Raw genomic sequence first — 22,786 nt, forward strand, 5'->3', positions numbered from 1 at the left:
CCGGCACAACGCACCGGGTTAGAACGTTTCCCAGTTATCGCCTGAATCGGCCGTCGCGGTTTTACGCGCCATCACCGGCGTGGAAACCGCTTTAGCCGCAGCGAATTCGCGCGCTTTCATCTGCTCCTGCTGAATGCGGAACACCGCCACGGCCTGAGTCAGACGGCTCGCCTGCTCTTCCAGGGCGGCCGCCGCTGCGGCAGATTCTTCAACCAGCGAGGCGTTCTGCTGGGTCACGCGATCCATCTCAGCGACCGCCAGACCCACCTGGTCGATACCGCGGCTCTGCTCGTCAGACGCAGAGGCGATTTCACCCATGATGTCCGTTACGCGGGTCACCGCGTTCACGATCTCACCCATGGTTTCACCGGCGCTTTCTACCAGCGTTGAGCCCACTTCCACGCGGCCCACGGAGTCTTCAATCAGGCTCTTGATCTCGCGAGCCGCCTGGGCGCTGCGCTGGGCCAGGTTACGCACTTCACCTGCCACCACCGCAAAACCACGACCCTGCTCGCCCGCACGCGCCGCTTCTACCGCCGCGTTCAGTGCCAGAATGTTGGTCTGGAAGGCAATGCCGTCGATCACGCTGATAATGTCGGCAATTTTCTGCGAACTGCCTGCGATATCGCGCATGGTCTGGACCACGTTATCCACCACTTTGCCGCCTTTCTGCGCGGTTTCAGAAGCGCTCAGCGCAAGGTGGCTCGCCTGACGGGCGTTTTCGGCGTTCTGCTTAACGGTTGCCGTCAGCTGCTCCATGCTGGCAGCGGTCTCTTCCAGGGAAGCGGCCTGCTGTTCAGTACGGGAAGAGAGGTCGTTATTGCCCATCGCAATTTCGCTCGCGCCGCTGTAGATCGCGTTCGCGCCGTTACGCACGTCGCCGACGGTACGCACCAGCTCACTCTGCATATGGCGCAGCGAGTCGGCCAGTTCACCCATCTCGTTGGTGCCCTGAACCTCAATGCGCTTCACCAGGTCGCCGCTGGCGATATGGCGAATGTTGTCGATCAGACGATTCAGCGGAGAGATCAGCGTCTGCTTGATGTTGAGCCAGACGGCCACGATCACCACCAGCACGGCAATCAGGACGCTGATCAGCACCCAGATAGCCTGGCTGTAGGAGCTGTTGCTGTCTTCGACCGCCGTCTGATACAGCTTGTCGTTCTGCTGCAGGTAGCTCACATACTGCTTCTCAAAACCGTCCTGATAGCTCTGGGTCGGCTGGTCGAAGAAGGCGTTGATTTTGCCGGCACCCAGCAGCTGAATCAGCTCCGCCAGCGCACCGTGGTAAATATCATAGTTACGCTTGATCTCCATGGCATCCGCATCGCTTTGACGCGGATCGCGCGGCAGGGCTTCGTAGGCAGCCCAGTTTTTTTCCGCCTGTTTCAGAGACGTAGACGCGATTTGCATCAAATCGTTAACGGTCGCGCCGCTGCCGATATTGCTCTGATCCATCATGTAGCGGATACCCGCACGGTTCAGAGTATTACGGGTTTGCAGCAACGCTACCCAGCTGGCGTTCAGCGTGGATTGTTGCTGGCGAATGGTTTGCAGGACGGTGAAATTCTCTTTGTCATTCTTAAGGGCATTAAAGAAAAGACCACCGGACGTGAGTTGTAAAAGGCCAAATATCGCTAAAACCAGCATTAAGCTGGTGACAATCTTGATACGGTTTAACATGTTTTCTCTTTCCTCAGACAGATACAGAATTTTCGGCCTGGAAAGGGAAAACTTTACGAAAATCATCCTGGAATTTGTGGTTTTTACTCTTCTTCCCGCGCTGCGTTATGCCGGTTTCCGAGTTCAATAAACTCTTCCAGCAGCGCCGTCAGCTGTTTCATCTTCTCCGGCGTGTATTCCGCCTCGATCTGCTGATACGCCTCTTCGACCTGCGCCTGGGCGTGTTCATACAGCGTATTCCCCTCTTTGGTCAGCGACACGTACAGCTTGCGCTGGTCGTTCACCGGCTTTAAGCGCAGCACCAGGCCGTCGCGCTCCATCCGCGTCAGAATGCCCGTCAGGCTCGGGCGCAGGATGCAGGTGCGAAACGCCAGATCGTGAAAATCCATCGACGGATGTTCAGCCAGCACGCGCACGATGCGCCACTGCTGCTCGGTCAGGTTATGGCGCTTCACGATCGGGCGGAAGTACGACATCGCCGCTTCCCGCGCCTGCAGCAGCGCGATGGTTAATGAATCATGCATAGCCTTTCCCCTTCCCATCATTAACAAGTAAACAATCCCTAAAAGATGATTTTATAAACAACACGTTTTCCGTCAAAAAGTCTAACAGAAACCCATCAATTTTATTAAGAATATGATTTTATTATCAATAAAATCCTATATGTAAATTTATTGTTATTCACATCACAAATCTTTCACTTCTGATTGCGAAATAAACAGCAAAAGCATAAAACCAGATCATTAACATATTAATGAAATCACAACCCGGACCACCGGGGTGAGGAGTATATGAATGAAAGGTACCGTTTTTGCCGTCGCCCTCAACCATCAAAGCCAGCGTGAAGCCTGGCGTGAGGCCTTTGAAAAAGCTCCCTACAACACGCCGCCGAAAACGGCGGTGTGGTTTATCAAACCGCATAACACGGTGATCCGCGCGGGCGAGCCGATCCCCTTCCCGCACGGGGAAACGGTATTAAGCGGCGCGACGGTGGCGCTGGTCGTGGGCAAAACCGCCAGCAAGGTTCGCGTGGAGGACGCCGCGGCGTACATCGCGGGATATGCGCTCGCCAACGAGGTGAGCCTGCCGGAAGAGAGCTTCTACCGCCCGGCCATCAAGGCCAAATGCCGGGACGGATTTTGCCCGCTCGGCGAACTTGTCGCCGTGGATAACGTGGATAACCTGACCATCATCACCGAGATCAACGGCCGCGAAGCGGACCACTGGAACACGGCCGATCTTCAGCGCAGCGCCGCCGAACTGCTGAGCGCCCTGAGCGAGTTCGCCACCCTCAATCCCGGCGATGCGATCCTGCTCGGCAGCCCGCAAAGCCGCGTGGAGATCCGCCCGGGCGATCGCGTGCGCGTTCTGGCGGAAGGTTTTCCGCCGCTGGAAAACCCGGTGGTAGATGAACGCGATGTCGCTTTCACGCACAGCACGCCGCCGCACGCCACGCTGTTTGCCCTCGGTCTGAACTATGCCGACCACGCCAGCGAGCTGGACTTTAAGCCGCCAACCGAGCCGCTGGTATTTATCAAAGCGCCAAACACCTTCAACGGCGACGGCCAGACGTCGGTGCGCCCGAACAATATCGAATACATGCACTACGAGGCAGAGCTGGTGGTGGTCATCGGTAAAACCGCGCGTAAGGTCAGCGAAGCCGAGGCGATGGACTACGTGGCTGGCTATACGGTCTGCAACGACTACGCCATCCGCGACTACCTGGAAAACTACTACCGACCGAACCTGAGGGTGAAAAGCCGGGACGGGCTGACCCCCATTTCCCCAAACATCGTGCCAAAAGAAGCCATCCCCGATCCGCACAACCTCGCCCTGCGCACCTTCGTCAACGGCGAGCTGCGCCAGGAAGGCACCACCGCCGATCTCATTTTCAGCATCCCGTACCTGATTGCGTACCTGAGCGATTTTATGACCCTGCAGCCGGGCGACATGATTGCCACCGGCACGCCGAAGGGGCTGTCCGACGTGGTGCCGGGCGATGAAGTGGTGGTGGAAGTGGAAGGCGTGGGACGCCTGGTGAACCGGATTGTCAGCGAGGAGACTGCAAAATGAAAAAGATTAACCACTGGATCAACGGTAAAAACGTCGCCGGAAGCGAGTACTTCCACACTACCAACCCGGCCTCCGGCGAGGTATTAGCGGAAGTCGCCGCCGGCGGTGAAGCTGAAGTTCACCAGGCCGTCGCCGCCGCCAAAGAGGCGTTCCCGAAATGGGCCAACCTGCCGATGAAGGAGCGCGCGCGCCTGATGCGTCGTCTGGGTGACCTGATCGACCAGAACGTGCCCGAGATCGCCGCCATGGAAACCGCCGACACCGGCCTGCCGATCCACCAGACCAAAAACGTGCTGATCCCGCGCGCCTCACACAACTTCGAGTTCTTCGCCGAGGTGTGCCAGCAGATGAACGGCAAAACCTACCCGGTCGACGACAAGATGCTCAACTACACCCTAGTGCAGCCGGTGGGCGTCTGCGCGCTGGTGTCGCCGTGGAACGTGCCGTTTATGACCGCCACCTGGAAGGTCGCGCCGTGCCTGGCACTCGGAAACACCGCGGTGCTGAAGATGTCTGAACTCTCCCCGCTGACCGCCGACCGTCTGGGCGAGCTGGCGCTGGAGGCGGGCATTCCGGCGGGCGTGCTCAACGTGGTGCAGGGCTACGGCGCGACGGCAGGCGACGCGCTGGTGCGCCATCACGACGTGCGCGCCGTCTCCTTCACCGGCGGCACCGCCACCGGGCGCAACATCATGAAAAACGCCGGGCTGAAGAAATACTCCATGGAGCTGGGCGGCAAATCCCCGGTGCTGATTTTTGAAGATGCCGACATCGAGCGCGCGCTGGACGCCGCCCTGTTCACCATCTTCTCCATCAACGGCGAGCGCTGCACCGCCGGCTCGCGCATCTTCATCCAGCAGAGCATCTACCCGGAATTCGTGAAGCGCTTTGCCGAGCGCGCCAACCGCCTGCGCGTGGGCGACCCGACCGATCCGAACACCCAGATCGGCGCACTCATCAGCAAGCAGCACTGGGAGAAAGTCTCCGGCTACATCCGCCTCGGCATTGAAGAGGGTGCAACCCTGCTGGCGGGCGGCCCGGACAAACCGACCGACCTGCCTGCGCACCTGAAGGGCGGCAATTTCCTGCGACCAACCGTGCTGGCGGACGTCGACAACCGCATGCGCGTGGCGCAGGAGGAGATCTTCGGGCCGGTGGCCTGCCTGCTGCCGTTTAAGGACGAAGCGGAAGGCCTGCGCCTGGCCAACGACGTGGAGTACGGCCTGGCGTCGTACATCTGGACCCAGGACGTCAGCAAAGTGCTGCGCCTGGCGCGGAATATCGAAGCGGGGATGGTGTTCGTCAACACCCAGAACGTGCGCGACCTGCGCCAGCCGTTTGGCGGCGTGAAGGCCTCCGGCACCGGCCGCGAGGGCGGTGAGTACAGCTTCGAGGTGTTCGCGGAGATGAAGAACGTCTGCATCTCCATGGGCGACCATCCGATTCCAAAGTGGGGGATCTGACCATGGGTAAATTAGCGTTAGCGGCAAAAATCACTCACGTTCCGTCGATGTACCTCTCCGAGCTGCCGGGGAAAAACCACGGCTGCCGCCAGTCGGCCATCGACGGGCATAAAGAAATCAGCAAGCGCTGCCGCGAGCTGGGCGTGGACACCATCATCGTGTTCGACACCCACTGGCTGGTGAACAGCGCGTACCACATCAACTGTGCGGACCATTTTGCGGGCGTCTACACCAGCAACGAGCTGCCGCACTTTATCCGCGACATGACCTACGACTACGACGGCAACCCGGCGCTCGGCCAGCTGATCGCCGACGAGGCGGTGAAGCTCGGCGTGCGCGCCAAAGCGCACAACATCCCGAGCCTCAAGCTGGAGTACGGCACGCTGGTGCCGATGCGCTACATGAACGCGGATAAACACTTCAAAGTGGTCTCCATCTCGGCGTTCTGCACGGTCCACGACTTCGCCGACAGCCGCAGGCTGGGCGAGGCCATCGTCAGCGCCATCGAAAAATACGACGGCACCGTGGCGGTGCTCGCCAGCGGCTCGCTGTCGCACCGCTTTATCGACGACCAGCGCGCGGAGGAAGGGATGAACAGCTACACCCGCGAGTTCGACCGCCAGATGGACGAACGCGTGGTGAAGCTGTGGCGCGAGGGGCAGTTCAAAGAGTTTTGCAGCATGCTGCCGGAGTACGCCGACTACTGCTACGGCGAGGGCAACATGCACGACACGGTGATGCTGCTGGGGATGCTCGGCTGGGACAAATACGACGGCAAGGTGGAGTTCCTCACCGAGCTGTTCGCCAGCTCCGGCACCGGCCAGGTTAACGCCGTTTTCCCGCTGCCCGCGTAAGGAGCCACCATGCCGCACTTTATTGCTGAATGTACCGACAACATCCGCGAGCAGGCCGACCTGCCGGGGCTGTTTGCCAAAGTGAATGAGGCGCTGGCCGCCACGGGCATCTTCCCCATCGGCGGCATCCGCAGCCGCGCCCACTGGCTGGACACCTGGCAGATGGCCGACGGCAGGCACGATTACGCCTTTGTGCATATGACGCTGAAGATTGGCTCCGGGCGCAGCCTGGAGAGCCGGGAAGCCGTGGGGGAGATGCTGTTTGCGCTGATCAAAATGCACTTCTCGGCGCTAATGGCGAGCCGCTATCTGGCGCTGTCGTTCGAGCTCGAGGAGCTGCACCCGACGCTCAATTACAAACAAAACAACGTGCACGCGTTGTTTAAGTAATACCGTCCCCTCTCCCTTTGGGAGAGGGAGAAAACAAACGTTAAACAGGATATCGCCATGCTCGACAAACATACCCATACCCTGATCGCCCATCGTCTGCATCAGGCGGAACAGTCCCGGGAGCAGATCCGCCAGATCTCCCTTGACTACCCGACGATCACCATCGACGACGCCTACGCCGTTCAGCGCGAATGGGTCAGCCTGAAGATTGCCGAAGGCCGCGTGCTGAAGGGCCACAAGATCGGCCTGACCTCCAAAGCGATGCAGGCCAGCTCGCAGATTAGCGAACCGGACTACGGCGCGCTGCTGGACGACATGTTCTTCCACGACGGCAGCGACATCCCGGTCGATCGCTTCATCGTCCCGCGCATCGAAGTGGAGCTGGCGTTCGTGCTGGCAAAACCGCTGCGCGGCCCGAACTGCACGATCTTCGACGTCTACAACGCCACGGACTACGTGATCCCCGCGCTGGAGCTGATCGACGCCCGCTGCCACAACGTTGACCCGGAAACCCAGCGCCCGCGCAAGGTGTTTGACACCATCTCCGATAACGCCGCCAACGCGGGGGTGATCCTCGGCGGCCGTCCGATTAAGCCCGACGAGCTGGATCTGCGCTGGATCTCCGCCCTGCTCTACCGCAACGGCGTGATCGAAGAGACCGGCGTCGCCGCAGGCGTGCTTAACCACCCGGCGAACGGCGTGGCGTGGCTGGCGAACAAGCTGGCACCGTACGACGTGCAGCTTGAGCCCGGCCAGATTATTCTCGGCGGCTCGTTTACCCGCCCGGTGCCCGCCAGCAGAGGCGACACCTTCCACGTCGACTACGGCAACATGGGCTCCATCAGCTGCCGCTTTGTGTAAGGAGACAACCATGCAAAACGCATTCAAAGCGGCGCTGAAGGCGGGCCGCCCGCAAATCGGTTTATGGCTGGGGCTCACCAGCAGCTACAGCGCCGAGCTGCTGGCCGGGGTAGGCTTCGACTGGCTGCTGATCGACGGCGAGCACGCGCCGAACAGCGTGCAAACCGTGTTAACCCAATTACAGGCCATCGCGCCCTATCCCAGCCAGCCGGTGGTGCGCCCGTCGTGGAACGACCCGGTGCAGATAAAACAGTTGCTGGACGTGGGCGCGCAAACCCTGCTGGTGCCGATGGTGCAAAACGCCGACGAAGCGCGGCTGGCGGTACGTGCCACCCGCTACCCGCCCGCGGGCATTCGCGGGGTCGGAAGCGCCCTGGCGCGCGCCTCGCGCTGGAACCGCATCCCGGATTACCTGCAGCAGGCCAACGACGCCATGTGCGTGCTGGTGCAGATTGAAACCCGCGAGGCGCTAAAAAATCTGCCGCAGATCCTGGACGTGGAAGGCGTCGACGGCGTGTTTATCGGCCCGGCGGATCTGAGCGCCGACATGGGCTTTGCCGGCAATCCGCAGCACCCGGAGGTGCAGGCCGCCATCGAGCAGGCTATCGCGCAAATCCTCAGCGCGGGCAAAGCGCCCGGCATCCTGATGGCGAACGAGACGCTGGCGAAACGCTACCTCGAGCTTGGTGCCCGGTTTGTCGCCGTCGGCGTCGACACCACCCTGCTCGCCCGCGGCGCGGAAGCGCTGGCGGCACGATTTATCGAACAACCGGTTACGTCAGTTAATAACAATAAATCCGTCTACTAAACGTAAGATCTGGAGCGCACCATGACGACCTCTACCCTGCAAACCCATGATAATAAAGCTGTTGAACATCGTGCCATTAACAAGCTGTTCCGACGCCTGATCGTCTTTCTCTTTATCCTGTTTGTCTTTTCGTTTCTCGATCGTATCAACATCGGCTTTGCCGGGCTGACGATGGGCAAAGATCTGGGCCTCACGTCGACCATGTTTGGCCTGGCCGCGACGCTGTTTTACGTCACCTACGTGCTGTGCGGGATCCCGAGCAACATCATGCTGGCGAAGATCGGCGCGCGGCGCTGGATCGCCGGGATCATGGTGGTGTGGGGCATCGCCTCCACCTGCACCATGTTTGCCACCAGCCCTGAAACGCTCTACGTTCTGCGCATGCTGGTGGGCATTGCCGAAGCGGGCTTCCTGCCGGGGATTTTGGTCTACCTCACATGGTGGTTCCCGGCCTATCACCGCGCCCGCGCCAACGCGCTGTTTATGATCGCCATGCCGGTGACCATGATGCTCGGCTCGATCCTCTCCGGCTACATTCTGGCGATGGATGGGCTGTGGAACCTGAAGGGCTGGCAGTGGCTGTTCCTGCTGGAGGGGCTGCCGTCGGTGGTGCTCGGCGTGGTGACCTGGTTTTATCTCAACGACACGCCGGATCAAGCTACCTGGCTCGACGACGACGAAAAGCAGGCGCTGAAAACGATGATCGCCCGCGAGCAGGAGGTCGCCATTGCCCAGTCCGTCACGCCGCGATCGACGCTGCGCGAAGTGCTGACCCCGGCGGTGCTGCTCTACACGCTGGCCTACTTCTGCCTGACCAACACGCTCAGCGCCATCAACATCTGGACGCCGCAGATCCTGCAAAGCTTCAACACGGGAAGCAGCAATATCGTCATCGGCCTGCTGGCGGCGATCCCGCAGTTTTGCACCATTCTCGGGATGATCTGGTGGAGCCGACGCTCCGACAGGCTGAAAGAGCGAAAAAAGCACACCATCCTGCCGTACCTGTTCGCCGCGGCGGGATGGATGCTGGCCTCGGCCACCGATCACAGCCTGATCCAGCTGCTTGGCATCATTATGGCCTCAACCGGATCCTTTACCGCCATGGCGATATTCTGGACCACGCCGGATCGGGTGATTAGCCTGCAGTCCCGCGCGGTGGCGCTGGCGGTGATCAACGCCATCGGCAACGTCGGATCCGCCGTCAGCCCGCTGCTGATCGGCATTCTGCGTGATGCGACCGGCAGCTTCAGCTCCGGACTGTGGTTTGTGGCCGGGCTGCTGGTGGTCGGCGCGCTTGTGCTGACGCGCATCCCGATGACGCAGCGGGATCAACAGAGGAACGAGCATGTGCCAGAGCCCTATCGCCAACATTGATATCAGCAAGGAGTACGACGAAAGTCTGGGCACCGACGATGTGCACTACCAGTCGTTCGCGCGCATGGCGGCCTTTTTTGGCCGCGACATGCAGGCGCACCGTCACGACCAGTATTTTCAGATGCACTTTCTCGATACCGGGCAGATTGAGCTCCAGCTCGACGATCACCGCTACTCGGTGCAGGCCCCGCTGTTCGTCCTCACGCCGCCGTCGGTGCCGCACGCGTTTATCACCGAATCCGACAGCGACGGACACGTGCTGACGGTGCGCGAGGATCTGATCTGGCCGCTGCTGGAGGTGCTCTACCCCGGCACGCGGGAAGCGTTTGGCCTGCCGGGGATCTGCCTCTCGCTGGCCGACAGGCCGGACGAGCTGGCGGCGCTGAAGCACTACTGGCAGCTTATCGCCCGGGAATCCACGGAACAGCTGCCGGGGCGCGAACATACTCTGGTCCTGCTGGCGCAGGCGGTGTTTACCCTGCTGCTGCGCAACGCGAAGCTCGACGACCACGCTTCGGGCGGCATGCGCGGCGAGCTGAAGCTGTTCCAGCGCTTTACCCAGCTGATAGATGCCCACTACCACCAGCACTGGACGGTGCCGGAATACGCCAGCGAGCTGCACCTGACCGAATCCCGCCTGACCGATATCTGCCGCCGCTTCGCCAACCGCCCGCCGAAGCGGCTGATCTTCGACCGCCAGCTGCGGGAAGCCAGGCGGCTGCTGCTCTTCTCCGACAGCGCGGTCAGCGACATTGCCTGGCAGCTGGGGTTTAAGGATCCGGCCTATTTTGCCCGTTTTTTTAATCGCTTAGTGGGGTGTTCGCCGAGCGCGTATCGGGCGCAGAAAGTACCGGTGTCGCCTGTTCCCCTCACTCCTGCCCTCTCCCAAAGGGAGAGGGAGTAACCGTCCCCTCTCCCTTTGGGAGAGGGTTAGGGTGAGGGAAATCACACTCTGCGATCTCTCGCGAAAAGTACCCGTCGTTGTCCCAATCGTCCCTTCACGTTCCGCCCCTCTCAGGCTTCAATTAAACAACAAAAACAAAACATAAATTTAACAACCTTATTCCGATACGAGGTCCCTATGAAGCCTGAAGATTTCCGCGCTGATGCCAAACGTCCGTTAACCGGCGAAGAGTATTTAAAAAGCCTGCAGGACGGCCGTGAGATTTACATCTACGGCGAGCGCGTCAAAGACGTCACCACCCACCCGGCGTTTCGCAACGCGGCGGCCTCCATCGCACAGATGTACGACGCGCTGCACAAGCCGGAGATGCAGGACACGCTCTGCTGGGGCACCGACACCGGCAGCGGCGGCTATACCCACAAGTTCTTCCGCGTGGCGAAAAGCGCCGACGACCTGCGCCAGCAGCGCGACGCCATCGCCGAGTGGTCGCGCCTGAGCTACGGCTGGATGGGCCGCACGCCGGACTACAAAGCCGCGTTCGGCTGCGCGCTCGGCGCCAACCCGGCCTTCTACGGCCAGTTCGAACAGAACGCCCGCAACTGGTACACCCGCATTCAGGAAACCGGCCTGTACTTCAACCACGCCATCGTTAACCCGCCGATCGACCGCCACAAGCCGGCGGACGAGGTGAAAGACGTCTACATCAAGCTGGAGAAAGAGACCGACGCCGGGATTATCGTCAGCGGCGCGAAAGTGGTGGCAACCAACTCGGCGCTGACCCACTACAACATGATCGGCTTCGGCTCCGCGCAGGTGATGGGCGAAAACCCGGACTTCGCGCTGATGTTCGTCGCGCCGATGGATGCCGAAGGCGTGAAGCTGATCTCCCGCGCCTCTTACGAGATGGTGGCAGGCGCAACCGGATCCCCGTACGACTACCCGCTCTCCAGCCGCTTCGACGAGAACGACGCGATCCTGGTGATGGATCACGTGCTGATCCCGTGGGAAAACGTGCTGATCTACCGCGATTTCGACCGCTGCCGTCGCTGGACGATGGAGGGCGGTTTCGCCCGCATGTACCCGCTGCAGGCCTGCGTGCGTCTGGCGGTGAAGCTCGACTTCATCACCGCCCTGCTGAAGAAATCCCTGGAGTGCACCGGCACCCTGGAGTTCCGCGGCGTGCAGGCGGATCTGGGCGAAGTGGTGGCCTGGCGCAACATGTTCTGGGCGCTGAGCGACTCCATGTGCTCCGAAGCCACCCCGTGGGTCAACGGCGCGTATCTGCCGGATCACGCCGCGCTGCAAACCTACCGCGTGATGGCGCCGATGGCCTACGCGAAGATCAAGAACATCATCGAGCGTAACGTGACGTCCGGGCTGATCTACCTGCCGTCCAGCGCCCGGGATCTGAACAACCCGCAGATCGACCAGTATCTGGCGAAGTACGTGCGCGGCTCCAACGGCATGGATCACGTCGAACGCATCAAGATTTTGAAGCTGATGTGGGACGCCATCGGCAGCGAGTTTGGCGGCCGTCACGAGCTGTACGAAATCAACTACTCCGGCAGCCAGGATGAGATCCGCCTGCAGTGTCTGCGCCAGGCGCAGAGCTCCGGCAACATGGACAAAATGATGGCGATGGTCGACCGCTGCATGTCCGAGTACGACCAGCACGGCTGGACGGTGCCGCACCTGCACAACAACAGCGATATCAACATGCTCGACAAGCTGCTGAAATAGCGCAGCGGGAGGTTGCAATGCATTCAGATGAACAACGCCTGCGTTTTCGCGACGCAATGAGTAGCCTGTCGGCGGCGGTCAATGTGGTCACCACCGAGGGCGAGGCGGGCCGCTGCGGCATTACCGCTACCGCCGTCTGTTCGGTCACGGACACCCCGCCGTCGGTTATGGTGTGCATCAACGCCAACAGCGCCATGAACCCGGTATTTCAGGGCAACGGCAGGCTGTGCGTTAACGTGCTGAACCACGAACAGGAGATCATGGCTCGCCATTTTGCGGGGATGACCGGTATGACGATGGAGGAGCGCTTTGCCCTCTCCTGCTGGCAGAAAGGACCGCTGGCGCAGCCGGTGCTCAAGGGCGCGCTCGCCAGCCTTGAGGGCGAGATTAGCCAGGTGCAAACCATCGGCACGCATCTTGTCTACCTTGTTGAAGTTAAGAACATTATTCTGAGTGACGCGGGACACGGTCTGATCTACTTCAAGCGCCGTTTCCATCCGGTCATGCTGGAGGCGGAAGCCGCCGTGTGATCCCCCCTCGCGCTGGCCTTTTTTTCCGGCCAGCGCCGCTTTCTACAAAAACTCCTAAGGTTTCCGCTAAATCACGCCGTTATATACCCATAAGAGAAATTTTCTGTGACTGAATACTGACACCTTTTGTCAGTGCATCCGCATCATTCAGCGCATACCTAAATATACAGGATGACCTTATGGCTAAAACGACGCGGAGCCGCTCGGCTGAACGTCTGGTCGATATTCTGGTTGAGCTACATTTAAACGGTGTGGTAAACCGCAGTGCGCTAATGGAAAAATTTAAAATTACCGAGCGTACCGTCTACCGGGATTTAAATGCCCTCTCTCCCATTGTTGAGCATACCGGTAACGGGCTATATCGGCTGATCCATTCTGCACAATCGCCCGGCGGACAAGGCTTACATCACACCCTTGCTAACTTCCTGAATGCTGACAGCTTTTTCCCTGAAAGAAATATGGAATTCTGGCAAAAGCTTGAAACGCGCGTTGACGAAAACCATATTCTCATTCTTGGCAATGAGGCAGAACACACGGTAGAACGTGATATTCGCCGTCATTTAACGAAAATCGAGAAATCGATTAAAAACCATAATGTTTGTCAGATCGTTTATAAGGGAAAAACCCGTCTGATTAATCCCTATAAACTCATTAACAAAAAAAATATATGGTATTTACAAGCCACCGAAAATAGCCGCCTGAAATCCTTCTCATTGAGCCAGATTAGCTGGTTTGATATTCAGAAAACGACCTTCACGCCCGAAGAAAATGTCCTTGAGCTGCTGGAGAAAAGCCTCGACCCCTGGGTGTCTGAAAATACTTTCGCGGTGAAAATATTTATCAAAGATAATATTTCACATTACTTCCTGCGCCGCGATCTTCTGCCGGAACAGGAGCTGCTGGAGGAGCAACAGGGCGGCGTCACGCTGCGCTGCCAGGCGGCGCACGAGAACCAGATCCTGCCGCTGCTGTTCTACTGGCTGCCCCACATTCAGATTCTGGAGCCGAACTGGCTGAAGGAAAAACTGATTAGAACGCTGGAGAACTATCTGGCGGTGGAGCGTAACCCGAATAATCAAGTGATCTCAATCACATAATTTCGCCCCCTGGCGGCGAGCCGGAACCGCTCGTCGCCCCCTTTGACCGCTCACCCGGCACTTTCAACCACTCATTCATTTACCGTCCTTTACACGCGCGAGGATCTGGCACGATCGCTCCAGCATTAATCAATACCTCCTCACAACGAACCCTGACCCTTTTTTCTTTACATAAAAAACCAGGTCTTACTATGGATACTAAAAAACTACTGAAGCACGTGCCCTGGGCCTTACTCGGGATCCTCGGCGCTTTTTGTCTGGCGGTTGTCGCATTACGCCGGGGCGAACACGTAAGCGCCCTGTGGATCGTGGTTGCGTCCGTTTCCGTCTATCTTGTTGCTTATCGCTACTACAGCTTGTACATCGCGCAGAAGGTCATGAAGCTCGACCCGACGCGCGCCACTCCGGCGGTCATTAACAATGACGGCCTGAACTACGTGCCAACCAACCGCTACGTGCTGTTTGGTCACCACTTTGCCGCTATCGCGGGCGCAGGCCCGCTGGTCGGCCCGGTGCTGGCCGCGCAGATGGGCTACCTGCCGGGAACCCTGTGGCTGCTCGCCGGCGTAGTGCTGGCGGGTGCGGTGCAGGACTTTATGGTGCTGTTTATCTCTTCTCGCCGTAACGGCGCCTCTCTGGGTGAGATGGTCAAAGAAGAGATGGGCCGCGTGCCGGGGACGATCGCTCTGTTCGGCTGCTTCCTGATTATGATCATCATCCTCGCGGTGCTGGCCCTGATCGTGGTGAAAGCGCTGGCCGAAAGTCCGTGGGGCGTCTTCACCGTCTGCTCAACCGTGCCAATTGCGCTGTTCATGGGGATCTACATGCGCTTCCTGAGACCGGGACGCGTAGGTGAAGTGTCGGTGATTGGTATCGTGCTGCTGGTAGCCTCCATCTACTTCGGCGGCGTGATTGCGCACGACCCTTACTGGGGCCCGGCGCTGACCTTCAAGGACACCACCATTACCTTCGCGCTGATTGGCTATGCGTTTATCTCCGCGCTGCTGCCGGTCTGGCTGATTCTGGCCCCGCGTGACTACCTCGCGACCTTCCTCAAAATCGGCGTTATCGTCGGTCTGGCGATCGGTATCCTGGTGATTAACCCGGATCTGAAAATGCCTGCGGTAACCCAGTACATCGACGGTACCGGCCCGCTGTGGAAAGGCGCCCTGTTCCCGTTCCTGTTCATCACCATCGCCTGCGGTGCGGTCTCCGGCTTCCACGCCCTGATTGCGTCCGGCACCACGCCTAAGCTGCTGGCGAACGAGAAAGACGCGCGTCTGATCGGCTACGGCGCGATGCTGATGGAGTCCTTTGTGGCGATCATGGCGCTGGTTGCCGCGTCCATTATCGAACCGGGTCTCTACTTCGCGATGAACACCCCGCCTGCGGGCCTCGGCATCACCATGCCAAACCTGCACGAGATGGGCGGTGACAACGCGGCGCTGATTATGGCGCAGCTGAAGGACGCGAGCGCACACGCGGCGGCGACCGTCAGCTCCTGGGGCTTCGTGATTTCACCTGAGCAGATTATGCAGACGGCGAAGGACATCGGCGAACCGTCCGTGCTGAACCGCGCCGGTGGCGCGCCGACGCTGGCGGTGGGTATTGCACACGTGTTCCACAAGGTGCTGCCGTGGGCGGACATGGGCTTCTGGTACCACTTCGGTATTCTGTTCGAAGCGCTGTTCATCCTGACCGCGCTGGACGCCGGTACCCGTGCGGGCCGCTTCATGCTGCAGGACCTGCTCGGTAACTTCGTGCCGTTCCTGAAGAAAACCGACTCTCTGGTGGCGGGTATTCTGGGTACTGCGGGCTGCGTAGGCCTGTGGGGCTACCTGCTGTATCAGGGCGTTGTCGACCCGCTCGGCGGCGTGAAGAGCCTGTGGCCGCTGTTCGGTATCTCTAACCAGATGCTCGCAGCCGTTGCTCTGGTGCTGGGTACCGTGGTCCTCGTGAAGATGAAGCGCACCAAATACATCTGGGTAACCGTTGTTCCTGCGCTGTGGCTGCTGCTCTGCACCACCTGGGCGCTTGGCCTGAAGCTGTTCAGCGCCAACCCGCAGCTGGAAGGCTTCTTCTTCATGGCTAACCAGTACAAAGAGAAGATTGCCGCAGGCGGCGCGGACCTGACCGCGCAGCAGATTGCCAACATGAACCATATCGTGGTGAACAACTACACCAACGCGGGTCTGAGCATTCTGTTCCTGGTGGTGGTGTACAGCATTATTTTCTACGGCATCAAAACCTGGCTGAACGTGCGCAACGCCGACGGCCGTACGGATAAAGAAACCCCGTACGTGCCGGTGCCGGAAGGCGGCGTGAAGACCTCTTCACACCATTAATCCGCAATCCTCCCCCTCTCCCTTTGGGAGAGGGCTGGGGTGAGGGAAACATAAGCCCAGCGGACTCACATCGCCGGGCTTTTTCTGTCTGGAACCCACAATGTTTGGTAACTTAGGCGAAGCAAAAAAATACCTCGGTCAGGCGGCGAAAATGCTGATTGGCATTCCGGACTATGACAACTACGTTGAGCATATGAAGACCAACCATCCGGATAAGCCCTACATGACCTACACCGAATTCTTCCGCGAGCGTCAGGAAGCGCGCTACGGCGGAAGTGGAGAAGGCGGCGTTCGCTGCTGCTAAAGGAGAGACCATGACCCCGATTGCCGTTACCCTGCTGACCGGTTTCCTCGGCGCCGGTAAAACCACCCTGCTGCGCCACATCCTGAACGAACAGCACGGCTTCAAAATCGCCGTCATCGAAAACGAATTCGGCGAGGTCTCCGTTGACGATCAATTGATCGGCGATCGCGCCACCCAGATCAAAACCCTCACCAACGGCTGCATCTGCTGCACCCGCTCTAACGAATTAGAAGACGCCCTGCTGGACCTGCTCGACAGCCGCGATCGCGGCGAGATCGACTTTGACCGCCTGGTGATCGAGTGCACCGGCATGGCCGACCCCGGCCCGATTATTCAGACCTTTTTCTCTCACGAGATCCTCTGCCAGCGCTACCTGCTGGACGGCGTCATTGCCCTCGTCGACGCGGTTCACGCCGACGAGCAGATGAACCAGTTCACCATCGCCCAGTCTCAGGTGGGCTACGCCGACCGCATCCTGCTGACCAAAACCGACGTGGCGGGCGAAAGCGTTAAGCTGCGCGAGCGCCTGACGCGCATTAACTCCCGCGCGCCGGTTTACACGGTGACGCACGGAGACATCGATCTGTCTCAGCTGTTCAATACCAACGGCTTTATGCTGGAAGAGAACGTCACCGCAAAACCGCGCTTCCACTTTATGGGAGACAGGCAAAATGACGTGGCATCGATTGTGGTGGAGCTGGACTACCCGGTGGACATCAGCGAGGTTTCGCGCGTGATGGAAAACCTGCTGCTGTCGTTTGCCGACAAGCTGCTGCGCTACAAAGGGATGCTGTGGATTGACGGCGAGCCGAACCGCCTGCTGTTCCAGGGCGTACAGCGCCTGTACAGCGCCGACTGGGATCGCCCCTGGGGCGAGGAAGCGCCGCACAGCGTGATGGTGTTTATCGGTATCCAACTCCCGGAAGAAGAAATTCGGGCGGCGTTTGCGGGTCTGAAGAAATAACAGCCATGCATCCCCTCTGCCCAGTAATTTATTAACCTGAAGCGATGAACGTTGCTTCAGGTTAATTAATGACTTACAGCGACGCCCTGGTCCGGCTGTAAATCGCCGAAGCGTTTCCGTAAGGCCGGGGCGAGGCGCAGGGATGCGCCGAGAGGGCGTGGCCTGCAGGGATGCAGGCTCATGCCCGACCCGATAGCCTGAAGGAATAAGCTGAGGGCACCGCGAAGCGGCGATTTACCGCCGGGAGCCCGGGTCGCCAGGGTGGTGGCGATTGAGCCACCCTGGCACGTTCACCGGTCATGCCGTTACAGAGTAGCAAGGAACATGAAGTGAACGGAATGACCACTAGAGCCGTATGTTCCCCCTCACCCCAGCCCTCTCCCTCAAGGGAGAGGGGGCGTCTGTGCAGGCATTATTTTGTGGGGATACTTATTTCACCGCCTCCGGCAGCGTCACAATCCACAGCTCGCTGTCCGACTCCGGCTTCTTCAGCGGCTTCACGCTGAGCGTGGTTTCCACCGGTTTATCATCCAGCGTCAGCTTGCCTTCCGCGTTCACCCGATAATCCTTGAGCTTCTTGCCCTCGACCGGGTTTTGCATCGCCACCTTCACGCCAAAGTCGTTATCGTTCGCTACCGCAAGCGTTTTGCTGTCGATCAGCGCCAGCCCTTCGGCCTTCTCCTGCTGCCAGCCCAGTGCGCGGAGATCGACGACCTGCGTTTTAGCCGCAAGGGTAATGCCGCGCTGCGCCAGGGTTTTCTCATCATCAAACTCCGGGTACTCGCCCGGCTTGTCGAAGGCGGAAAGGTCGCTCGCCTTGCTGAGATCCACCTTGTAAATCAGGTTACGCATCCCGTCGTTTTTATCGCTTCCCTGCTCAATCAGCAGGATGTGCTGGTCATCGAGCGCCACGATGTCGCCGATTTTGGCGTCGCTGTTTTTGCTGTAGGCCGCGCTGTCGATAGGGTAACCGTACATCGCCGTTTTCCCGGTCGCCGGGTCGAAGCTCACCAGACGCGTAAACAGCGCCTGCTTTTTGCTCTTGCCGTCAATATCCAGCGTGCTTTGCACGGCGGCGATAATCCGCCCGTCCGGCATCCGGGTCAGGCCTTCAAAGCCCCGGTTCGCCTGGCGCCATTTGATGATGTTTGGCAGGCCGCCCGCGATGGATTTCTCCCCTTCCGCGGCCTGCGGCCCGTGGATCGCCAGGATCTTCCCTTTGCTGTCGACGTTAATCAGGAACGGGCCATATTCGTCGCACAGCCAGTAGCCGCCTTTGCCGTCCGGGGTGATGCCTTCCGTGTCCAGCCCGCGGTTGTCACCCTTCAGGATCTTGAGGGTATCGCTGAACGCCACTTCATTGGTGGAGCCAATCACGCCGCTTTGCAGCGGCAGACCGTTGATCTCGCCTTTATCATCATGCAGCGGGCGGGCATCGACAGCCTCCGCTATGCCGTTCTGAACGCGGATGGTCATCAGCAGCGGCGCGAAATCTGGCGTGACAAATATTTTGGCTTCGTTTTTACCCATTTTTGGCGCATCGGCGTTTGGACCGCGATCGGTCACGGTCGCAAAGGTCAGGGCGTCGCCCTGCTTGCCCGTAAACAGCAGGCCAGAACCGATTCCCATGGGGAGTCCGTCCGGAAACGCGCTGGCAAACGCGCCGCTGTAGCTCACGTGGGAGCCTTCAGGGAAGCTGACGACATAGCGCTCAGCAGTGGGCTGCGCCGCCAGGCCAGAGAAAGAGAGCGCACAGCCGATTAGCACAGGAATAATTTTTCTTTTCATATTGTTAGCATCCAGTTAGTGAAGCCAACAACGTAAAGAATAAACGTGTCAGAAAAATGACATGGAAGGGAAAACGGCCTGCGCGATTGAACGTATATTCATCGCTCGAAATGTAAGGCTTTGTTGTTTTGTGTGACAGGCGAAACATTTTTGGAAATTATTAGAAACCCAATTAATTCATCTCAAATCACTATCCCCGCCTCGTTCAGTTTATGTTTAGTCAAAAAACTAAACGGTTCCTAAACGCTAAAAACATCCCCTGTTGACACCCCGACAATCAAACATCATTGCAACAACTTCAATAAAAAAGTTAACAATATCAGTATAAAACCGCGATTTATATCACATTTGCAGTCATTAACATCGCTTGTTAAGGTGCGCCCAGATGAATTTAATGACGAGGCAAAAAACATGAAAAAACTGAATATCCTTCTTCTTTCTGCTCTGGCTGCCGTATCGGGTTCCGCACTGGCGATGGGCGGCACCGTTGAGCAGGGTAAAAACTTTACCAACCTCAACCTGGAAATGGGGAAATCCTCATCCGGTGTTTATCTGGAAAGTAACTGGCTGAAAAACACCGACGACGGTACCCAGACCGGCGGCGTGGGCGCAGGCTACAACCTGGGTCTTGGCCCGGTGATGCTGAACGCGGGCGCAAAAGCCATCTACCTCGGCCCGAAAAAAGGCGATAACGGCGTGGCGTTCCCGATTGGCGGCGGCGTAAACGTTGCCCTGACCGACAGCATCCACGTCTACGGTGAAGGCTATGTCGCACCAGAAGGCCTGAACAACAGCGTGAAAAACTACGTCGAAGCCAACGGCGGCGTAAGCTGGACGCCAATTACGCCAGTGACCCTGAAAGTGGGCTACCGCCACGTGAGCGTGGACGGCAAAGACGGTCGTCCTGGCCACACGCTGATTGACGGCGCATACGTAGGCGGTGGAGTCACCTTCTGATGAAACACCGCATGACCGCGCTTTGCGTTCTGAGCCTCACGCTGATGCTCGCCGGCTGCGTCCAGTACAAATGGGTGAAACCGGGCGTCAGCGATGCGGAAATGAATAAAAAGCTCACGGAATGCGAAGCGCAGGCGCTGATCGATCTGCCCCCGGATAACGTCGTGACCGGCTCGAGCTCGGAAAAAACGGACAAAAAGAACAAGAAAAAGGATATTTCCACGAGCTACACGGTTGAAGACGCGAATGAATATCGCCGGGATACGTTAGTTGACAGCTGCATGTTCAAAAGCGGCTGGGACAAGATCGAAGTGCAATAATCTCTTTAAAAAAACCTGCCGGCTGGCAGGTTTTTTTATGACCTCTTACTTATGCACCACCACCAGCTTCTGGTTCACAAACTCTTTGATCCCCAGATCCGACAGCTCGCGCCCGTAGCCGGAGCGCTTCACGCCACCGAACGGCAGCTCTGGCGCGGTATCGGTGAGCCAGTTGATGTACACCATCCCGGTCTCAATCCGCGACGCCATTTTCTTCGCGCGCTCGATATTCTGGCTGAATACCGCCCCGCCCAGGCCGTAGTGGGAGTCGTTCGCCAGCGCGACCGCCTCGTCGTCGTTTTTCACCACGTACATCTGCGCCACCGGGCCGAAGAACTCTTCGAAATACGCCGGGTTATCGCGGGAGATATTCGTCAGGATCGTCGGTTCGAAGAAACTCCCGTCGCGCTGCGCCGGTTTGCCGCCATAGTGCAGCGTGGCGCCGTTTTTCACCGCCTCGTTAACCTGTCTGGTCAGCGTTTCGAGCGCATCTTTAGACGACAGCGGCCCCAGCGTGGTGCTTTCGTCCAGCGGATCGCCAATCTTCACCTGCTTAAACGCCTCGGTGAATTTGCTCAGGAAGGCATCCGCAATCTTTTCATGCAGGATAAAGCGCTTCGCCGCGGTGCAGACCTGCCCGGCGTTGTTGAGTCGCGCGTTAACGCCAATTTTCACGGCCTTCTCAAGGTCTGCGTCATCCAGGACCACGAACACGTCATTACCGCCCAGCTCCAGCGTGGATTTCTTGATGTGCTTCGCCGCCTGCGCGGCCACCACGCTGCCCGCCTTTTCGGAGCCGGTTAATGCGGCGCCCTGCACGCGATCGTCGGCAATGATGTTCGCCACCTGCTCGGACGAAATAAACAGGTTGGTCCATGCCCCTTCCGGCGCCCCCGCCTCGCGCACCAGATGGGCAAAGGTCTCGGCGCAGTGCGGCACGATGCTGGCATGCTTGGCGATGACGGGGTTCCCCGCCGCCAGGTTCGGCGCCAGGACACGCATCAGCTGGTAGTACGGGAAGTTCCACGGCTCAACGGCCATCAGCACGCCGATGGGGTGATGCTCCACCCAGGCTTCACCGAGCTCAGAGTCGTACTTCACCGGGGCCAGGAACCGCTTCGCGTTGTCGGCGTAGTAGCGGGCGATCTGCGCGCACAGCTTCACCTCGCCGCGGCTCTGTTCGATGAGCTTACCCATCTCCTGGCTGGCGATTTTCGCCAGATCCTCCACACGCTCGTCGATCAGATCGGCAAGCTTATGCAGCACCGGCAGGCGCTGGCTGATGTCGCCTTTCGCCCAGTCCGAATGATAAAGCGCATCGGCCGCCTTCAGCGCCGCTTCGATATCCGCGTCGGTATGTGAGGGGTATTCTTTGATGAGCTGGTTAGTGGCAGGATTTACTGTCTGATAAGCCATGTCGAATCTCCTTGTTTTACCGCTTAGGGTATTAAGGGTAGTCAACATGACTGGCTATGGACGTAAAGTTGGGTATATCCGGAAGGTTCTTAATGAAGCGCTGCCGGACGGTTCGCTGACGTGGTATAAAAAATCTTCAGAAGGAGCGCCCATGACCGATACCCGACATATCCGCCAGACTTTTCACCGCGCCTCAGGCCTTGAGCTGCGCAGCACCTGGCAGAGTACGCAGGCGTACAAACGCCACAGTCACCCTCAGCTTTCCATCGGCGCGATTGTGGAGGGCCAGACCCGCTGCGTGTGTCATGACAGAGAGTACATCCTTAACCCCGGGGACCTCATCACGATCCCGGCCGGTGTGCCGCACAGCTGTAACCCCGTCGCCGGGCAACCGCGCAGCTACCATATGCTCTACATCGACACAGGGCTTCCGCTGGCGCTACAGGTGATTCGTAGCCCAACCCTGTTTGCCCATTACCAGGACGTTGTTGAGACCCTGTCTCCGGCATCACTGGAAACGCTGCTTTCTTCCCTTCCCCGCGCCGCGGATAACGCTGACGCGCTTCGCGCAACCAGCCAGCAGGTTCAGCAGGCATTTCTTTCCGATCTCGCCTGCCCGCCTTCCCTCGACGAGCTTGCCCAACGCTTCTCGCTGCGCAAGGAGACGCTGATCCGCACCTTCAGGCAGGACACCGGCCTGACGCCGGGCAGTTTTCTCAACATCTCCCGCGTGGAGTACGCCAAGGTGCGGCTGCGTGCCGGGGACGATATTGCCGACGTCGGCTACCAGAGCGGCTTTGCCGACCAGAGCCATTTTCATAAGACCTTCGTCAGCTATACCGCCGCCACGCCGCGCCAGTACGCCACCGGCCGATCAATATCAGACAATAAATAGGTTCTGCAGCGCCGTACTCT

21 protein-coding genes are annotated in these 22,786 nt (G+C 59.0%); 17 read left to right on the forward strand and 4 right to left on the reverse strand.

The features are described 5' to 3' along the window. Positions 1–18 precede the first annotated feature (18 nt). Entirely contained in the window at positions 19–1,683 is a 1,665-nt protein-coding gene (gene tsr / locus USF70_RS14625; protein WP_033146482.1) for a methyl-accepting chemotaxis protein, read from the reverse strand. A gap of 83 nt (positions 1,684–1,766) precedes the next feature. Continuing rightward, positions 1,767–2,207, reverse strand: a complete 441-nt coding sequence (hpaR, locus tag USF70_RS14630; RefSeq protein WP_182072977.1) for a homoprotocatechuate degradation operon regulator HpaR — start codon at positions 2,205–2,207, stop codon at positions 1,767–1,769. 271 nt (positions 2,208–2,478) lie between these two features. Here hpaR and hpaG point away from each other — a divergent pair, with 271 nt between their 5' ends. From hpaG to yjiA, 14 genes are all read left to right on the forward strand, one after another. After that, a complete protein-coding gene (hpaG, locus tag USF70_RS14635; RefSeq protein WP_320735728.1) occupies positions 2,479–3,756 on the forward strand; it encodes a 4-hydroxyphenylacetate degradation bifunctional isomerase/decarboxylase in 1,278 nt (425 codons plus the stop codon). Continuing rightward, the gene (gene hpaE, locus USF70_RS14640; RefSeq protein WP_047060239.1) at positions 3,753–5,219 is read left to right on the forward strand and encodes a 5-carboxymethyl-2-hydroxymuconate semialdehyde dehydrogenase; all 1,467 of its coding nucleotides are present in this window, start codon (positions 3,753–3,755) and stop codon (positions 5,217–5,219) included. The genes hpaG and hpaE overlap by 4 nt, the downstream gene beginning before the upstream one ends. Before the next feature lie 2 nt (positions 5,220–5,221). Beyond that, a complete protein-coding gene (gene hpaD, locus USF70_RS14645; RefSeq protein WP_039262285.1) occupies positions 5,222–6,073 on the forward strand; it encodes a 3,4-dihydroxyphenylacetate 2,3-dioxygenase in 852 nt (283 codons plus the stop codon). A 9-nt stretch (positions 6,074–6,082) separates the two neighbouring features. After that, a complete protein-coding gene (locus USF70_RS14650; protein ID WP_064673191.1) occupies positions 6,083–6,463 on the forward strand; it encodes a 5-carboxymethyl-2-hydroxymuconate Delta-isomerase in 381 nt (126 codons plus the stop codon). A gap of 57 nt (positions 6,464–6,520) precedes the next feature. Further along, the gene (gene hpaH / locus USF70_RS14655; RefSeq protein ID WP_039262280.1) at positions 6,521–7,324 is read left to right on the forward strand and encodes a 2-oxo-hept-4-ene-1,7-dioate hydratase; all 804 of its coding nucleotides are present in this window, start codon (positions 6,521–6,523) and stop codon (positions 7,322–7,324) included. A 10-nt stretch (positions 7,325–7,334) separates the two neighbouring features. Then, positions 7,335–8,132, forward strand: a complete 798-nt coding sequence (gene hpaI / locus USF70_RS14660; RefSeq protein ID WP_320735729.1) for a 4-hydroxy-2-oxoheptanedioate aldolase — start codon at positions 7,335–7,337, stop codon at positions 8,130–8,132. A gap of 21 nt (positions 8,133–8,153) precedes the next feature. Then, positions 8,154–9,506, forward strand: a complete 1,353-nt coding sequence (gene hpaX, locus USF70_RS14665; protein WP_048978976.1) for a 4-hydroxyphenylacetate permease — start codon at positions 8,154–8,156, stop codon at positions 9,504–9,506. After that, entirely contained in the window at positions 9,478–10,410 is a 933-nt protein-coding gene (gene hpaA / locus USF70_RS14670) for a 4-hydroxyphenylacetate catabolism regulatory protein HpaA (RefSeq protein WP_320735730.1), read from the forward strand. The genes hpaX and hpaA overlap by 29 nt, the downstream gene beginning before the upstream one ends. A gap of 177 nt (positions 10,411–10,587) precedes the next feature. Continuing rightward, positions 10,588–12,150: a 4-hydroxyphenylacetate 3-monooxygenase, oxygenase component gene (gene hpaB, locus USF70_RS14675; RefSeq protein ID WP_033144556.1), complete on the forward strand. Its 1,563-nt coding sequence runs from the start codon at positions 10,588–10,590 to the stop codon at positions 12,148–12,150. Positions 12,151–12,167: 17 nt separating this feature from the next. Then, the gene (locus USF70_RS14680; RefSeq protein WP_023310274.1) at positions 12,168–12,680 is read left to right on the forward strand and encodes a 4-hydroxyphenylacetate 3-monooxygenase reductase subunit; all 513 of its coding nucleotides are present in this window, start codon (positions 12,168–12,170) and stop codon (positions 12,678–12,680) included. Positions 12,681–12,859: 179 nt separating this feature from the next. Continuing rightward, entirely contained in the window at positions 12,860–13,777 is a 918-nt protein-coding gene (locus USF70_RS14685) for a helix-turn-helix transcriptional regulator (RefSeq protein WP_039262271.1), read from the forward strand. Between the two features lie 191 nt (positions 13,778–13,968). Beyond that, on the forward strand, positions 13,969–16,122 hold the full coding sequence (locus USF70_RS14690; protein WP_023334384.1) for a carbon starvation CstA family protein: 2,154 nt from the start codon (positions 13,969–13,971) through the stop codon (positions 16,120–16,122). Between the two features lie 100 nt (positions 16,123–16,222). After that, positions 16,223–16,426: a YbdD/YjiX family protein gene (locus tag USF70_RS14695; RefSeq protein WP_003856610.1), complete on the forward strand. Its 204-nt coding sequence runs from the start codon at positions 16,223–16,225 to the stop codon at positions 16,424–16,426. A 10-nt stretch (positions 16,427–16,436) separates the two neighbouring features. Continuing rightward, positions 16,437–17,390: a GTPase gene (gene yjiA, locus USF70_RS14700; protein ID WP_232938651.1), complete on the forward strand. Its 954-nt coding sequence runs from the start codon at positions 16,437–16,439 to the stop codon at positions 17,388–17,390. Positions 17,391–17,819: 429 nt separating this feature from the next. On the opposite strand, the gene USF70_RS14705 is transcribed toward yjiA, so the two are convergent. Then, positions 17,820–19,178, reverse strand: a complete 1,359-nt coding sequence (locus USF70_RS14705; RefSeq protein ID WP_232938652.1) for an esterase-like activity of phytase family protein — start codon at positions 19,176–19,178, stop codon at positions 17,820–17,822. A 411-nt stretch (positions 19,179–19,589) separates the two neighbouring features. Between USF70_RS14705 and USF70_RS14710 the strand changes: the two genes are divergently transcribed. Further along, entirely contained in the window at positions 19,590–20,135 is a 546-nt protein-coding gene (locus USF70_RS14710; protein WP_023310269.1) for a YfaZ family outer membrane protein, read from the forward strand. After that, on the forward strand, positions 20,135–20,455 hold the full coding sequence (locus USF70_RS14715) for a hypothetical protein (protein ID WP_039262264.1): 321 nt from the start codon (positions 20,135–20,137) through the stop codon (positions 20,453–20,455). Before USF70_RS14710 ends, USF70_RS14715 begins: the two co-directional genes overlap by 1 nt. A gap of 45 nt (positions 20,456–20,500) precedes the next feature. Here the strand turns inward: USF70_RS14715 and USF70_RS14720 are convergent, their stop codons facing one another. Next, entirely contained in the window at positions 20,501–21,871 is a 1,371-nt protein-coding gene (locus tag USF70_RS14720; RefSeq protein WP_214580028.1) for an NAD-dependent succinate-semialdehyde dehydrogenase, read from the reverse strand. Positions 21,872–22,022: 151 nt separating this feature from the next. Here USF70_RS14720 and USF70_RS14725 point away from each other — a divergent pair, with 151 nt between their 5' ends. Continuing rightward, on the forward strand, positions 22,023–22,766 hold the full coding sequence (locus tag USF70_RS14725) for a helix-turn-helix transcriptional regulator (protein ID WP_232938653.1): 744 nt from the start codon (positions 22,023–22,025) through the stop codon (positions 22,764–22,766). The last annotated feature ends 20 nt before the right edge of the window (positions 22,767–22,786 follow it).

Origin of the sequence: Enterobacter sp. 237C8, assembly GCF_034106865.1 — a bacterium.
GTDB lineage: Bacteria > Pseudomonadota > Gammaproteobacteria > Enterobacterales > Enterobacteriaceae > Enterobacter > Enterobacter asburiae_B.

Bases quoted from the DNA above. Each gene is read 5' to 3' on its own strand.
- tsr (WP_033146482.1), bottom strand. From the start codon at position 1,683: ATGTTAAACCGTATCAAGATTGTCACCAGCTTAATGCTGGTTTTAGCG.
- hpaR (WP_182072977.1), bottom strand. From the start codon at position 2,207: ATGCATGATTCATTAACCATCGCGCTGCTGCAGGCGCGGGAAGCGGCG.
- hpaG (WP_320735728.1), top strand. From the start codon at position 2,479: ATGAAAGGTACCGTTTTTGCCGTCGCCCTCAACCATCAAAGCCAGCGT.
- hpaE (WP_047060239.1), top strand. From the start codon at position 3,753: ATGAAAAAGATTAACCACTGGATCAACGGTAAAAACGTCGCCGGAAGC.
- hpaD (WP_039262285.1), top strand. From the start codon at position 5,222: ATGGGTAAATTAGCGTTAGCGGCAAAAATCACTCACGTTCCGTCGATG.
- USF70_RS14650 (WP_064673191.1), top strand. From the start codon at position 6,083: ATGCCGCACTTTATTGCTGAATGTACCGACAACATCCGCGAGCAGGCC.
- hpaH (WP_039262280.1), top strand. From the start codon at position 6,521: ATGCTCGACAAACATACCCATACCCTGATCGCCCATCGTCTGCATCAG.
- hpaI (WP_320735729.1), top strand. From the start codon at position 7,335: ATGCAAAACGCATTCAAAGCGGCGCTGAAGGCGGGCCGCCCGCAAATC.
- hpaX (WP_048978976.1), top strand. From the start codon at position 8,154: ATGACGACCTCTACCCTGCAAACCCATGATAATAAAGCTGTTGAACAT.
- hpaA (WP_320735730.1), top strand. From the start codon at position 9,478: ATGTGCCAGAGCCCTATCGCCAACATTGATATCAGCAAGGAGTACGAC.
- hpaB (WP_033144556.1), top strand. From the start codon at position 10,588: ATGAAGCCTGAAGATTTCCGCGCTGATGCCAAACGTCCGTTAACCGGC.
- USF70_RS14680 (WP_023310274.1), top strand. From the start codon at position 12,168: ATGCATTCAGATGAACAACGCCTGCGTTTTCGCGACGCAATGAGTAGC.
- USF70_RS14685 (WP_039262271.1), top strand. From the start codon at position 12,860: ATGGCTAAAACGACGCGGAGCCGCTCGGCTGAACGTCTGGTCGATATT.
- USF70_RS14690 (WP_023334384.1), top strand. From the start codon at position 13,969: ATGGATACTAAAAAACTACTGAAGCACGTGCCCTGGGCCTTACTCGGG.
- USF70_RS14695 (WP_003856610.1), top strand. From the start codon at position 16,223: ATGTTTGGTAACTTAGGCGAAGCAAAAAAATACCTCGGTCAGGCGGCG.
- yjiA (WP_232938651.1), top strand. From the start codon at position 16,437: ATGACCCCGATTGCCGTTACCCTGCTGACCGGTTTCCTCGGCGCCGGT.
- USF70_RS14705 (WP_232938652.1), bottom strand. From the start codon at position 19,178: ATGAAAAGAAAAATTATTCCTGTGCTAATCGGCTGTGCGCTCTCTTTC.
- USF70_RS14710 (WP_023310269.1), top strand. From the start codon at position 19,590: ATGAAAAAACTGAATATCCTTCTTCTTTCTGCTCTGGCTGCCGTATCG.
- USF70_RS14715 (WP_039262264.1), top strand. From the start codon at position 20,135: ATGAAACACCGCATGACCGCGCTTTGCGTTCTGAGCCTCACGCTGATG.
- USF70_RS14720 (WP_214580028.1), bottom strand. From the start codon at position 21,871: ATGGCTTATCAGACAGTAAATCCTGCCACTAACCAGCTCATCAAAGAA.
- USF70_RS14725 (WP_232938653.1), top strand. From the start codon at position 22,023: ATGACCGATACCCGACATATCCGCCAGACTTTTCACCGCGCCTCAGGC.